The 14836-nt window shown below is 57.8% G+C and carries 4 protein-coding genes; 3 read left to right on the top strand and 1 reads right to left on the bottom strand.

Annotated elements, in window-relative coordinates:
• Positions 1-1523 precede the first annotated feature (1523 nt).
• Genes MUY35_RS04785 through MUY35_RS04775 form a run of 3 tightly spaced genes read left to right on the top strand, consistent with a single transcriptional unit; the run spans position 1524 to position 5582 of the window.
• Positions 1524-2180: an ABC transporter ATP-binding protein gene (locus MUY35_RS04785; RefSeq protein ID WP_248364299.1), complete on the top strand. Its 657-nt coding sequence runs from the start codon at positions 1524-1526 to the stop codon at positions 2178-2180.
• Entirely contained in the window at positions 2177-4552 is a 2376-nt protein-coding gene (locus MUY35_RS04780) for an ABC transporter permease (protein WP_248364298.1), read from the top strand. Before MUY35_RS04785 ends, MUY35_RS04780 begins: the two co-directional genes overlap by 4 nt.
• Positions 4542-5582 carry a lipocalin-like domain-containing protein gene (locus MUY35_RS04775; RefSeq protein WP_248364297.1) on the top strand — a complete coding sequence of 347 codons (1041 nt, stop codon included), beginning with the start codon at positions 4542-4544 and terminating at the stop codon, positions 5580-5582. The genes MUY35_RS04780 and MUY35_RS04775 overlap by 11 nt, the downstream gene beginning before the upstream one ends.
• Before the next feature lie 294 nt (positions 5583-5876).
• On the opposite strand, the gene MUY35_RS04770 is transcribed toward MUY35_RS04775, so the two are convergent.
• Entirely contained in the window at positions 5877-14819 is an 8943-nt protein-coding gene (locus tag MUY35_RS04770; RefSeq protein ID WP_248364295.1) for a neuraminidase-like domain-containing protein, read from the bottom strand.
• Positions 14820-14836: the final 17 nt, after the last annotated feature.

Genomic DNA, 14836 nt, shown 5'->3' with positions numbered 1-14836 from the left:
ACCAAGCACGATCCCTTGAAGAAATTCTGAAGCGGGCGGAAGAGTTAGCATCACAAGAGGTGGGGCTGTCCCCGAACACGATCAATCGTAATGCGACGATCATTCAAGGCTTCTTGAAATACGCTAAATCTCGGGGGCTAGGGCTGATCAGGTCGCGCCTGCAAAGGTGTTGCGAAAGTGTCGCGATGCTGCACGACGGGGCGATACGGCGAAGAAGAGGGCGAAGGATTGAGAGCGCGTGGGGCGACAGGGCGTTGGCGCGCGGGTTCAGTGCATTATGAACACGAGAGAAAATTCCGGGAAAAGTGGTGAAGAGCGAGCCGCATAACGGCGGCTCCGGAAAAGACCGGCTGGTGCCAGAGGCAGAGTTGAAGGCCAGAGTTTGAACTGTAACCCAGCTTGATCACGGGAAGACCCAGAAGAGATAGCCTGAGGATATAGATCTGGCTTGGCTTCGACGCCCAACTTTCTTCACAGCTCGCACAGTTTACATCGCCATACCTCATATTACCGACCGCACGTCTTGCGCGTGTCCACAGATATGCTCATAGCGGCGATAACCGGCGGTGTTCCGGACAGCCGCACCGGGCAACTGCCAATCATTTAACTCTGCGTCAGCCGCATACCGCGCCTCAAGACGCCAACCACACCCCAACTGATGCCCCTGCGGCGGCAGCTTCCACGCAGTGGTATTGTCGCCGGTCGATGTGATCCACAAGCAAACTCGAAGGGCCCGCTGTGACGGTCGCCTTGTGGATCAGGGTCTACAGGCGTTGCCCCCATTGACTTTGCCGCGTCCACTCGGCGGGCGTGAATGCAAGGCGAGCATTCCGGATCGTGCCCCAGAACAACGCTGATGCGTTTAAGGGTAGCAAAGCCACAAGCATGGCAGTCGAGGACAACATGGAGCCGGTCCATAGCGCGACCGATCAGAGAAGCCCCATGATCTTCTACCGCCTAACTATAGTGAAAACCGGCCGCTTTCATTAGCTTGGAAACTTGACGCCGAGCGAATTTGCGTTCCAACTGAACGAAACCCGAAAGATCGCTTGTAGACCGGAACAGAAACGGGGTGAACTCCAAGCCAATCATGCACAGACATTCAAACCGGACCATTTGAGTGGGGCTGATCACCGGCTAGCTCAACGAAAAGGCATGATCCAATAGAAAACCAATAATTCAAACCAGGTTCAAATAATGCATTAGAACCAGATACAACAAACATGTGCATGCCGATACGACAGCATTGCAATACAGCCCGAAGAGGTGTGACAGTTTGGAAGGCGGGACAGAATTGTGGCCACAGTGCCAACTCACTGCATATGCAACACAAGCAACCATGGATCGCATCGCTTCTGTTTGGGCTGAACGGCCCGACTGGAAACGAAATACCGGCGAAGTAAGCTACGCCAATATGGTCCCGCTGCGCCGACCCCTGAACGCCCAAATCGGTGCGCATTCGATGAAGGTTTGGTTCGATGGGTTGCAGCGCGGCACGTTTAGGCTGCGATTAGGGGAACGTAATGCTTCTTGAGTTTGACACTGTCAAAAAATCTTTTCGCGACAGTGAAGGAAGTGTTCCCGTCTTACGAGGTGTCAGTTTCGCACTTGAAGCCGGTCAAACACTGGCGCTTACCGGTGAATCGGGCAGCGGGAAAAGCACGCTGTTGCACATTGCCAGTGGGTTAGAACAACCGGATAGCGGCGCAGTCCTTCTATCCGGTCAGGATCTGACGCAGTTGGAGGACGGCGCGCGCGCCGCTGTGCGCAAGACTGAAATCGCATTGGTATTTCAACAGTTTAACCTTATCCCTTCTCTCACTGTGGCGGCGAACATTGGGTTTCAGGCACGGTTGGCTGGCAAAGCGGATCAATCCCATATCGATCATATTGCGGCGGCCTTAGGCCTAACTGACCACATGGCAAAATATCCAGAAGCCCTGTCAGGCGGGCAACAGCAACGTGTGGCAATTGCACGTGCGCTTGCCGCCAAGCCCAAGCTTTTGCTGGCAGATGAACCGACAGGCAATCTGGACGAAGCGACGGCCGACGACGTGCTGGAGCAGATGATGCAATTGGTGTCCGAGACAGGTGCCGCACTGTTCGTCGTGACGCATTCCCCGATAATTGCAGCGCGGATGGATCGCCAATTGCACTTGCGCCGCGGTCTTCTGACATGATCAGCGCCTGTCTTTCGGCGCTTACGTCGCATTGGCGGCGCAACCCGGTCCAGCTTTTTGCTTACTTGGCAGGACTGGCTTTGGCGACGGCGCTTTGGTCAGGTGTGCAAGCGATCAATGCAGAAGCGCGCGCGAGTTATGGCGCGGCAGCGTCGATCCTTGGCGAGGCTGAGTTTGATCGGCTCACCCCCAGGCAAGGTGCGATCATTCCACAGGACATTTATGTGGCGCTTCGTCGATCTGGCTGGCTTGTCTCGCCTGTCGTTGAGGGACGCTTGGGCGATGTGCGTGTGGTGGGAATCGATCCCATCACGTCCACAACTGGTCTGGGCGCTTCGACGTCTGATGGACCTTTTGTATTGGATTTTTTGGGGCCAGAACAGCTGTTCGCAAATGCACAGACCGCCCAAGACATCGGCAATAGTGTCAGTGTGACGATCAACGCCGACATCGCCCCCGGAATTGCCATCGGCGATGTCGGTACCGTCCAGCGGCTGCTAAATCGCAATGATCTTTCGTATCTCACGTTGTCACCGGAGCAACCAATCGGTCGTCCCTTGCTGCGCGAGATTGCGCCAGACCTGCGTCTGCAACCTGCGCAGCAAGGGGCTAATGTCGGGCAATTGACTGACAGCTTTCATCTGAACCTGACCGCCTTTGGCTTGCTCAGCTTTGCTGTTGGCATCTTCATCGTCCACAGCACGATTGGGCTGGCCTTCGAACAGCGGCGCGCGATGATCCGGACGTTGCGATCGCTTGGCGTCCCGCTGCGGACGCTTGTTGTGCTGATCACGGTTGAGATGCTGGGGTTGGCGACGGTCGGTGCGGTCTTGGGCGTCGTGTTGGGGTACTTGATCGCGGCGGTTCTATTGCCGGATGTGGCGGCGACCTTGCGGGGGCTATATGGCGCGGAAATCTCGGGCGCGCTTCAATTGCGGGCAGAGTGGTGGTTGTCTGGGCTGTTGATTGCTGTGCTCGGCACGGCTGCCGCACTTTCAGGGCGGCTTTGGCAAATTGCTCGGATGCCACTCTTGGCAAGTGCCCAGCCCAGAGCGTGGGTCAGGGCCTCTGCGACAAGGTTTCGTGCGCAAACCATTGCTGCCATCATTCTGCTGGCAGCCGCCTTGGGGCTGGCCGTTTTTGCGAAAGGTTTGATGGCTGGTTTCGTGCTGCTGGGGTGTTTGTTGATTGGGGCGGCGCTTTTTTTGCCTGTGCTGTTTGAGTGGGTTTTGTCGCGTCTGCAAAATCTGGCACATGGCCCTTTATGGGGCTGGTTTTGGGCGGACACGCGGCAACAGCTGCCCGGTCTCAGCCTTGCCTTGATGGCACTTCTGTTGGCAGTTTCGGCCAATATCGGTGTCTCAACCATGGTGTCGAGCTTTCGACTGACCTTTGTAGGGTTTCTGGACCAACGCCTTGCACCCGAACTTTTTGTGCGCGTTGAAAATGGCGAACAAAGCAGCGAACTCGAAAAGTTCTTGATCCAAAACGCCACGGAAGTGCTGCCGCTTCTCTCTACTCAGACACAGATCGCGGGGCAGCCTGCGGAGCTATTTGGTGTCCGGGTCGGCCAAACATATCGCTATAACTGGGTGTTTTTGGATGCGATCTCTGCGCCATGGGACGCGGTGGAAGCCGGGGAGGCGGTCGTCGTGAACGAACAACTGGCGCGTCGGTCCGGCCTTTGGATTAGCGACAGGGTTCAGATAACCGCCGACATCGATTTGCCCATTGCCGCTGTCGTCGGGGATTACGGAAATCCGAGCGGCCAGGTTGTGCTGTCCGAGCGGTTATTTCAAAAACTTCATCCGGGCCATGCAGCCTTGCAATTCGGGGTGCGCACCTTGGATGCCGATCAACTGCGCCAGCAGATCACGGACAGCTTAGATATCCCAGACAGCGCCATGATCAATCAGGCAGCGATCAAAGCCCTGTCGCTTGAGATTTTTGAGCGCACATTTACCGTCACGGCCGCGCTGAATGTGCTGACGTTGTTGGTTGCCGGTTTTGCCATTCTGATGACCCTGCTGACCCTTGCCGATTTGCGCGTGCCCCAGCTTGCGCCAGTTTGGGCTCTAGGTTTGACACGCAGGGCTTTGGGCGGGTTGGAGCTTTTGCGCGCCGTCGCCCTTTCCGCGCTGGTTTTCCTGTGTGCGATACCGCTTGGTCTGGCGCTGGCTTGGGTGTTGCTGACCATCGTCAATGTCGAAGCCTTTGGCTGGCAACTGCCGATGTACCTGTTCCCAACGGACTATATCAAGTTAGGGGGTTACGCGATGATTGCGGCACTTCTGGCGGCAGCGTGGCCGTCATTTCGTCTGATGCGCACACGGCCCTCAACACTGCTGAAGGTTTTTGCAAATGAAAGTTAGCATCCTCGCCTTTCTGTGCTTTTTTCCAATCGCCGCATTGGCGCAGGGGTTTTCGGGGCTTGGCACGGATGCTGAGGGCTTTGCCACACCGCAGCCCAACCCCAGCTTTTCTTTTCCAGCCGATCACGGACCGCACCCAGACTATCGTATTGAATGGTGGTATCTGACTGCCAACCTGAACGGACCAGACGGCACGCAATATGGTTTGCAATGGACGCTTTTTCGATCTGCTCTCGCGCCGGGAGAGGGGCAGGGCTGGCGATCTCCTCAGATCTGGTTCGCGCATGCAGCGGTCACCACGCCCAGTAAGCATTTTGTGACCGAACGCTTTGCCCGTGGAGGTATTGGACAGGCAGGGGTGGAGGCCGATCCCTTTCGAGCGTGGATTGATGAATGGACGCTTGAAGGGGCGGATTTCGACGACTTGACCCTTACCGCAAGGGGCGTTGATTTCGGTTATGATATGTCGCTGACCGCTGAAGGACCGCTCGTGTTTCACGGTGAAAAAGGTTTTTCGGTCAAATCTGCCGAAGGGCAGGCAAGTTATTACTATTCGCAACCCTTTTTCCGTATCGAAGGCACGCTGGCCTTGCCGACTGGGGACGTGTCTGTAACGGGTGACGCGTGGCTGGACCGCGAATGGTCATCGCAACCCCTATCCGAAAGCCAAACAGGTTGGGATTGGTTTTCACTGTCTTTTGAGGGTGGGTCCAAGTTGATGGGCTTCCAGTTGCGCCAAACGGATGGATCGCTTTTCAGTTCTTCAACTTGGATTGCACCCGATGGCACGACGACGGCCTATCCAAACGGCGCGTTTCGCGCGGAACCTTTGGCGCAAACCGTTGTAGAAAATCGAAATGTGCCGACACGTTGGCAGGTCACACTGCCCCAACACGGCGTTGATGTTACAGTCACGGCGTTGAACCCTGATGCGTGGATGGGCTTGACCATCCCCTATTGGGAGGGGCCGGTTTACGTTTCTGGAAGCCACACCGGACGAGGATACCTCGAGATGACAGGGTATGAGTGATCTAATTGATTTCAAGGCAAGGGCAGGGTGATTGCTCAGCCCCGCCAGATCGCAAAACGATCCCCATTTCGTCACTTGAATACCAGCCCAAAGGTGATCCGATGGCGGTGACGCTTAAGATGCGTTATTCACTTTCGCCGCGCGGATACGCGAAAACCATGCAGATGTCTCACGTGTCCCAGCGTAAAGCATCACAACAGCGGCACTCGGTCGCGGGTCACAACAGCCCCGCCGCTATTGAACGCAAGGTGACTTAACCGAACTCGGGGGCGGCACGGGTAATCCTTTGGAGCGTCAGGTTGTTCCGACTGAATACTCGACGATAATCTCGGCATCATCTGATGCGTTGCGGATTTCGTCGCAAATGGCTTCCGACAACGGCAGACTGACGGTGCCCGGCGCAAGCTCCAGCGCATGCGTTTCAGATTGCTCATTGGCGATCAGACTGGCGTGTTTGATTTCAATCTGGCGTCCAGCAAAAAGATAGGGGAAGCGGTCGTGGGTAAGGTCCACCTGTATCGTCACGGCGCCGGTACCGTTTCTGATCTGGGTCCAGGCAGTTGGGAAGTCGTGGCGCAGGCTCAGAAGTTGCGCCAATGGAATGTCTGCTGCGCCGAACGAAGAGGCGATTGCGTCAAGCGCTCCTGAGAGATTGTTTTCCACATCATCCACAAAACTTCCGTCACGCTCTGCCGTGTAAGAGATATGGATGATGACATCGGAGATCGAGCTGTAGTCGAACTGCGCGAGGTCTGGCTTTGGAAGGCGCAGCGACCATTGGCTGATCGCGCCAGCGCCTTCGAAGGGCAGATAGCGTTGGTCGCGGAATTCCAGCCGGAAAAGCCCTGCATCGGCTTGGGCAGCACTGGTTGAGATGGTCTGGACCATGGGCCTGTCTTCGGCCTCGGCGCTCAGATCTGGTGTCGGGCGCAGCTTGCTGCCGGTCAGCGTCAGACTGCAGCCGATGGTTGTCTGCGGTCCGGCCAATGCCGGGATCGTCAGGCTGATGCTTTTGATCCGTCGCCGGTAGTGACCGGGGTGGTCAAGGTCGAAGACAAACTCAGGAACTTCGAATGCGCATTCGCCGGTTGTTCGAAGGGTTAGCAAGGCTGCTGGGTTCAACCTGACCAGCGAGACGTTTTTGACCAGTTCCTGCAGTCGGTGATCGTCCGCGAGGTATCCGGCCTCCATCCGGCGCAGATCCAGCATCAGGCGCTCGCCTGCCAGAAGGCCTTTGCGCTGGCTGTCCCAGTGGCCGAACTGAATGAAGGCGGTGTCGGTCTTGTCTTGCTCGAACCGCAGGCAAGCCTCGGCCTGTTTGGCCATGTCATAGGCTAGGCTGTACGCTTGATAGTAGAGTGACGACAAAGAGTCCGACATCCAGCCATAAAGCTCGCTGCTGGTGAACTTGTCCTTCAGGAACGCCTCGACCTCCTCTGTATGGGCGATCTGTTTTTCCTGATCGGCAAGTTCCTTTTCGGCAAGTGCCAGGCGGATTTCTGCGGCAATCTGGGTCTTCTCAAGGCGGGTGATTTCGCGTTCGCTCTGCGCCTTCTGAAAGCCCCAGTCCTGAAGGCGGCGGATATGGCCCGCTTCTTTGCCTTGCATGTTCGCATTGAAGTTCATCTCGGTTCCGATCAACCGCGCAACTTCCGCAGTCGCTCCCATCGCCGGGCCGAAATTCGACCCGCCCAATTTGAAGGTCGGGATCGGCCCGTTGAACCCCACATCCGGAATGATGCCGATCACTGCGGCGATGGCGTTGATCGAACCCGCCAATCGATTGGCTTCGTGTGCCGAGCGGAGGTTCTTCTGCTCCGCTTTTTCCTGCGGCAGAAGATCATCATCGACAAGGGATTGAAAATGGTCCCGTCGATCCATGGCCGCAAACAGAGACTGGTTGATACCTTCCAACGCGGCCTTGGCTTCGGCGATCCGTTCCTTTCGGATATCCAGCATCCGCTTGGCCATCGTCGCCTCGTGCTGGTTGCGGATCAGTGTCAGCTCTTCGCTGTCACGCTTTTCCATTGCGGCCAGGATGGTAGCCCCCAACGAGCGCACATCGCCGGTAAACTCTGTCGCCTTGGCAAGCATGAAGCTGAAGCGATACTTGGGTAGCGGGGCATTGAGGTCTGCAATGGCATCAGAGATCGAGATCCCCGCAGCCGCGGCCCTAACCAGCAGATTGGGGTCTATCTGCGGCTCAAGCAGCGGCAGTTTGCGCACGACGCCTTCGATGTTCATGCAGTGCCTGATCTTGAAAAGTCGGTTGCCGAGCGTGTCCCAATAATCAAGCAACTTGTCGTTCGAGGGAAGACACATCGACGAAAACACCTTGAAGAACCCGGTGATCGGTACGTCACTTTGTGACACGTCAGACAAGCCATCCGATGGCACATAGACCAGTGGTGGAACGCCGCTCAGGACCTCCTCAACGCTGCGTCCGACCTGCTCGATCGCATCACCGGGCACCGCGACAGGCTGTGGCCCAAGAAGCTGTGTGGCAAGAACGTAGATCTGTGTTGCCTCGCTGAGGCTTTCCATCGTGTCGCGGCGAAAAAGATCATCAGCCCAGGCAATCAGGTTGTCGAGATAGGCCATGACAGTCGCACGCATGTAGGCAAGCGACCGCAATCTTGCGATGGCGTGAGGGTTGAAGGGATTGTCCAGCCATTCTTCAACCTGACGGTCGAAAGCTGCACGATCTTCCTCGGACATCTCTGCCAGATCGCCGCCACCGCCTGACAAGATGCGGGTATGTTCGTCAAAGAACGGTCCGAACTGCCAGACAGACGCCTCGGTCACTCCGTCCCGCGCGACCGGGTTGAATATGAAGTGGAACCAGCGCTGCGCATCTGCAAACTTGCGATTGCGCATTAGCCCGGTGGCAATCGCAAAGGGCGCATGGAAGAACAGCTCCCAATTATAAACGGCATAGGGCCGTGTCCGATCGAAACTGAAGTTCTCAACCGGACGCGGAAGCACGACGGACTCGGTGACCAAGAACTGATCGGCGAAATAGGTCCGATGCGCCTGCTGGTGATAAAGTTGCTCGGCGAGATCAGAACCCGATGCGATGTCGGGTGCATAAAGCCCCTTCGGCCCGTCCTGATAAAGGGCTGTAACCACTTCGTCTGTCAGCGGATGGTAAAACTCCCAGAATTTCCAGCCACGCCCGTCCTGCAAACCGGCCAAAGGCTCCAGAACGGTGCCGGGCTGCGGGGTCATGATATCGCGCATCTCGTCGACAGCAGTGATTGCCGCGGTCGCGGAAACGGTTGCATCGACCTGCACAGCAGCCGAGGCAGAGCTGGCCGTCAGGTTGGCCGCTACGGTTGATCGTGTTGCGCTGCCTGCGCGGGTTGCCGCACGCAATGCCACGGTGCTGGTGCCCAAAACGCCATCAATGGGGGGAATACGGCCGGCTGCCGCTGGCGGTGCCGGCGCAAAGTTGCGTTGCTGCGCAGACGGCGTATTGACCTGCTGGAACTGATAAACCTCAGATGCCGGAACTGTCGCGGGAACAGCCTCAAAATCTCGGTTGATTTCCACAGGGATCAGCGGGCGCACCGCAGGCCCGGTCGGCTCAATGTAATAGGTGTGGTTCAGCGAGCTGATCAGCGCAGGGGCGTTGCCTACATCATCGACGGCGCGTGTCGCTGGTACAATTGCGACACCGACACTTCCGCTGAACTGGCCGAACAATTTGTCCGCGCTGTCACCGCCATTCGCGACCATCGAGAATTCATTGAACCAGCCCGTTGTGTGTTTCTGCTCAAAGCGGCTGGCCAGTTCGACCACCTGAGGGATCGCATAGGACGTATAGGTATTGGCATCGTCTGCTACCAGAATATCGTTCACGATATCCAGCGTGAACGAGCCGAAATCCACGATTGTCTTTTCATAGGATTGGGTGCCCTCGCCTGCGGCAGAGGTGCTGAGCAGGATCGTGAGCGTTCCGCTGTCCACCAGACGCCGCAGAAAGAACTGATGCAGGTGCCGGTGATGCGTCTTGCCGTAGGCATCCGCGTTCAGGATCGTGTCGAAATGATTGGTGGATCGGCGTGGTGCGGTCCAGCCGGTCAAGCGATGGTACTGGCTCCAGTTCAGATGCGTTTCGTAATAGGTAAAAGTTGTCTTCAGATTGGCTATTTCGGCTTTTACTGCCGTTAACTCGGCAAATGCATTGTCATAATCGATCTGTGCCGCTTCGGCGATGCTTGCCATCGCGTCGGCCAGGATTTCATACATCAGATCGAATGGCGCCGGGTTGGCCTCGGCCTGCTCCAGGAACTCGGTCTCGGATGCGTTCGCATCGTCGATCCGGCGTTGCAAGGTGTTGAGATCATTGCGAAGCTTGTCTTCTTCGGCCTGAAAAGAGGCGAGCTGATCTACATAGTCCTGATTGTCGCTGTCGAGTTTTTCGGTGAATGTTGCCCAGAACAGAAACAGGCGGCCGTTGTAGATGACGGGAAGCAGGTGGTTTCCCTCAATCTCCAACTTCAACTCTTCCCACCCGGACCAAAGGCGGTTCGAGCCCCGGTGGCACCAGTGGTAACGATGCGGCAGATCGCGGGTGCGCCCAAAGACGTGAACCGTCTTCTGTTCCTGATCATCCAGCAGGCCGACGAGTTCGAGATTGCTGATCTGATGCAGCGCGCGTGAATATTCGATCAAGGCGGCTTCAGCAGTCTCGTCCGTCTGATCGGATTGATTGAGCGCATCCTCAAGTGCTTCGAACAATTCGGTTTTGTTGTCACGTAGTTCTGGCCTGACGAAGTTCTCGGGGAACAGGAAGACGACACGGTTGGCTTCCCAGACGCGGTAGTTTCGACGCCAATCCCATTCTTTGGCGACGTCCTCTGGGAAGGCCAGCGTTTCTTCCAGCCCCAGCTGTATGCGCTGAATGAATTGCTGGATCGAGGCATTTGCCTGCTTGATCCTGGAGGTTTCGTAACAAGCGCTCATCTCTACATCGATTAGGAAGTGGTCGTAGACATCCAAGGCAGACACGAACGCAGGTTTGGAAGATGTATGAATGATGTGCGCCAGCAAAGCATCGCGAGAGGCTTCGCGCACAGGGCTGTTCAATTCGCCCAGAACGTCCCAGCCTTCCTGTTCTGTGGCATAAAGGGCCAACAGAACGTCGCGCGCAAGATCACCATCGACGCCATCGGCCAGTGTCCAGACCGTCTCGGCGGAAACCGACCATTGGGCGGCAGGCGACAGCAGGGCATCAAGGTGCAGGATGCCTTGCTGAGCGATGAAAGCCTGGCCGGACGCAAGGTTCAGGCCCGATGACCCGACGAGGAAGTCGATATCGGGCACTTGCCATCCGTCCTCTGCCGTCAGCGTCTCGGATATCCCTGCCCCGCTCTGGATAATGACGAGGCGTTCAAAAATGCCGGGTGCATCCGGGAAAACACGCTGGCCGATCGCGTGGATCTTAAGAAACGTGATGGTCCGGTCCAATGGGGCCGCGGCGGCACCTTCCGCCACCGGAAGAGCGGTGGCGTCGATGATCTTCGCTCGGTTGGCGATCAATTTCGTCGCCGCCGCATCGGGCACAGAAAGGCCCACCAAATCCATTAGCCGACACTGTTTCCACAATAGCGCGCAGGCCTGCGCATCCAGCGGACGGGCAGCTTCCACGCCATCCGGGGCCGCGATGCCGGCACCTTTCAGGGCTTGGCGCAGGATTGCATCGTCATCAGCACGGATGGCCGTGTGAAGCGTTTCAGAAACGCACCCGAAGCTGGCTGCCAGCGTTTCGCCAGCCACTTCTGCCAAGGCCGCGAAAGCATCCAAATCGTCTGGCGCAATCGGCGCCGGTTCACCACCGGCGACCCCTTGAAGGGCGATGTTCAAGTCCGCGAGGGCGGCGGCCGATGCAGTCGAGCCATAGTCTGCCTCAGCGGTTTCGGCCGGGGCCAGAAGGGCCAGAAGTTCGCCCAAGCTGACGCCACTGCCGGTGATCACCGACATCTCTTCGATCAGTTGTGCTAAATCAGTCGGGTTGCTTCCCGCCAATCCAAGCGCATCCGCCGCATCCAACAGGGCGTCGGCCTCTACCCCAAGATGTAGGGCAACCTCGCCTGATCTGTCACTGTCGGGCAGATCAAACAGCCTTGTCAGGCCCTCGCCGTCCAGTCCCATGGCGTCGATGATAGCAAACGCCCCGACAAAGGCAGGCAACCACACCGCCAGACCAGTTGCCGAGATCGGGCCGGTTAGCCTCAGAACCGCGTCCAAAAGCTCTATCGGTTGTCCCGTTTGTCTCCATAGCTGGCCTGTCAGAACAAGGCGTTCCAGCCGTGCGTCGGTAAGTTCTGCCCAGATCAGTTGGCCGTCGCCGTCAACGACCGATCCGCCATCGGGGCTGACAAAGCTTGTGTCCAGCAAGGCCAGAAGATCCTCTGCGCTGACTTGCAAATGTGCCGCCAGAGACTGGAATGTCTTGATCTTCTCAAGTTGCGTTCGGTTGGACTTGCCCATGCCCTTGGCCACCGCGCTGGCACTTTGGCTAGAGATCAGACGCTTGGGTGCAGACAATCCTGCCCGTGCCGCCAAGGCACCAATGTCGCGCGAACCCGTCTCTTTGGCCGCGCGTAAGATCGACAGCGGCGTGCCGGTTTTCGCCAGATAGCCATGGCATCTGGCGAAGGCGCGATTGAACGGCAGTTGCCACGGAAAGCTTGCGCCGGCCACGAAGTTATAGGCGTCCAGGTTAACATGGTCAGGGTCCGGTTCTGCCAGCAGTTGCGACGTTTCCAGTGTGGTTTGGCGCACGCCAAGGCTCGGGTCGCGCGGTGCGACCACATCTTCCAGAACTTCCAAAACCAGATCTATATAGGGCATCAGCCGTTCAGCATTCGCGCAGGTGACATGCGTTTTGGATATATCGCCGCGCCGGGCGTTCAACTCGTCCATTCCGCTGCGCGAACCGTTCTTCGTCAACGCCAGCGCGGTGTAACTGTAGAGGTCAACCAGATAGGCTCCGGGGCTAAGCACCGACTCACAATGTGGGCACAGACCGCTAAGCGAGCCTTGAAACAGTTGGCCCGTCAGCGTCGCCGGATCGGTTATGTCGTTGGCGGGGTCAAGGGGCGTAACACTCAGCGCGCGCGCCGCGGCCGCTTCGCCAGCCCCGACCAACGCCACAGCCCGATTGAAAACCGCCGTTGCATCCGGTCGCGCCAAAGACGGGGTGACCGCATTCAGAAAGGCAGGCCGTCCCGTCGCCACGATTGATCCGACCGAGCCGAATTCGCGGGCCAGCAACACCGCGACGGTCGCCGACCGGCGAAAGGTGGGTGCCACCAGATAAAGGGATCTAAGCGCGGCAATCTCGTCCGGCTCGCCAAGGGCGGGCGGTGCATCAAACCGGATATCAGGCTTCGATTGCAGAAGGGCAGCAGCATCGCTTGCCGGTCCCGAGGACTGGAGGGATAACTGCGCGAGGAACGTCTCATACGGAAATGCCCGTTCTATCCCGGCGGCGATTTCAGCAACGTATGCCTCATTTTCGCGCTTTTTCAGCTTGCCCGTGGTCCCTCTGGGCTGGACGCCGGTGTCAGCAACGGCGCCGACAAGATCCGCCTCTGACACCGAGGCCAGATCCGCGGCGACCTTCAGCTTGTCCTTTGCGACGAGGTAGTCCAGCAGAAGAAACTGGCGATCCAGAAGCCGCCAGGCAGCGACGAGTTCGCGGAGATGGTCGGATTTCGCGGCACCAGTGATACCACCGATTTCACTCCATATGTCGTCCTTGGAAATGTCAGAGCGGAGCACCTTCAGGATTTCCGGGCCCATTGATTTGTCGATACCGGCCAGCGCCAACAGCTTATAGAAATCGCCTTCGCCGTCTTCGGCCAGTCCCGGATCGCCTGCCCGGATACGCGCCAGCACCTCTTGGACATTGATTGACGCGATCCAGTTTCGGTCGATACCCGTTCGCCCAGACAGCGCCAGACGTTTGTCCGGAAAGGCAAGCAGCGCCTCACGATCAGCCGGCAAACCGTCGCGCAACCAGGCAAAGAACAGCGAAGCTGCGCCCGTTTCCCTTTCCAGCCCGACCTGCTCTGCCAGAATCCAGCTTCGGAAATACTGTGCAAGGGTTTCCATCGACAGGCCCGTCCGCTGGGTCAGCAATTCCACATCCTGTGGCCGCATCGATTGCGGCGACTTGCCGTCCAGCCACGGCGTGACTTTGTCTGCGATCGTCGCAAATAGCGATGGACCGCGCAGCTTTCCCTCGCCGACCGCAAAATTCACTTCTTGAAGCGCCCCGGCGGAGGCGATCAGTGGCGATGCCGCTTCCGCGCCCTTGTCTGTCCGAAGCCTGACGATCAGATCTGCAGCGCCCCTTGCGGGATCGATCAGTTTCTCTCGTTCATAAGAAATCTCATAGTCACCCGTTGTCTTTGTTTCGGCGCTGCCCAGAACTTGTTCGTTGCCGAGACCGACATCGAACGCATCGACCGCGACCCGACCAAGCGGCGCACCATCGGGAGAAGTGACCCGGCCGAAGACCACATGGACCCCGCGCGGCGGCTGGGTGTCGCCGTCGCCCGGCAACGGGCCGTCGGGGCCGTCAGGCTGATCGGCGGTGGTCATGGTCCAGGTTACGAAGACCGCCTTGCCGTCACGCACGGGCTCGGGGGGCTGTATGGCTGTGTAGGAGTCGTTCTTCCACGTTGCCAGAATCTTGGAATGGGTCCAGTCGGTTGCCTTGAAAATATCATCCGTGATGTCGGCGCTGAACCTGCCTTCGGGGTCGCATACCCGCTCGATCAGCCGTAGTTGATCCTTGGCCGAAGTCCGCAGCGACACCGTCACCGCCGCACCATTCAACGGACCGGAGGCTGTCACCAGCTTTCCGGTCAACGACAGCAGCGAGCTGTCATCAGTCGGAGCATCCGGCTTGTCATCGTCTTCAAGGATCAGCCCCTCAACCGTAAGGGTCAACAACACATCCCCGGAACCGATGCGCTGCACCTCGCCGCTGACGAAAGCGCTAAATTTGCTTTTGCCGTGGCTAACCGAATAGGACCCGTCTGCGAACCGAATATCACTCGGCGAAGCGGTGCCAAGCTGCACACCGGTTCTGCCGTCAGGTCCGGAGGGGGGCAGCACCCTCTCAAAAAGAACGCCGCTCCTCAAGGGATAAGAAATGCTTAGTGTTGCATCAGGTATGCGGTCGCCCTGCGATGTGCGAAGTTCGAAAATCAGTTTCATTTCTCTACCTCTGGAGC

It is taken from the genome of Aliiroseovarius sp. S1339 (genome assembly GCF_023195695.1).
Taxonomy (GTDB): Bacteria; Pseudomonadota; Alphaproteobacteria; order Rhodobacterales; family Rhodobacteraceae; genus Aliiroseovarius.
The sequence above is the reverse complement of the archived record's forward strand: the minus strand, read 5'-3'. Positions and strand labels throughout refer to the sequence as shown.

Excerpts from the sequence above, each read along its gene's own strand:
- MUY35_RS04775 (WP_248364297.1), top strand. The coding sequence starts at position 4,542 with ATGAAAGTTAGCATCCTCGCCTTTCTGTGCTTTTTTCCAATCGCCGCA.
- MUY35_RS04785 (WP_248364299.1), top strand. The coding sequence starts at position 1,524 with ATGCTTCTTGAGTTTGACACTGTCAAAAAATCTTTTCGCGACAGTGAA.
- MUY35_RS04770 (WP_248364295.1), bottom strand. The coding sequence starts at position 14,819 with ATGAAACTGATTTTCGAACTTCGCACATCGCAGGGCGACCGCATACCT.
- MUY35_RS04780 (WP_248364298.1), top strand. The coding sequence starts at position 2,177 with ATGATCAGCGCCTGTCTTTCGGCGCTTACGTCGCATTGGCGGCGCAAC.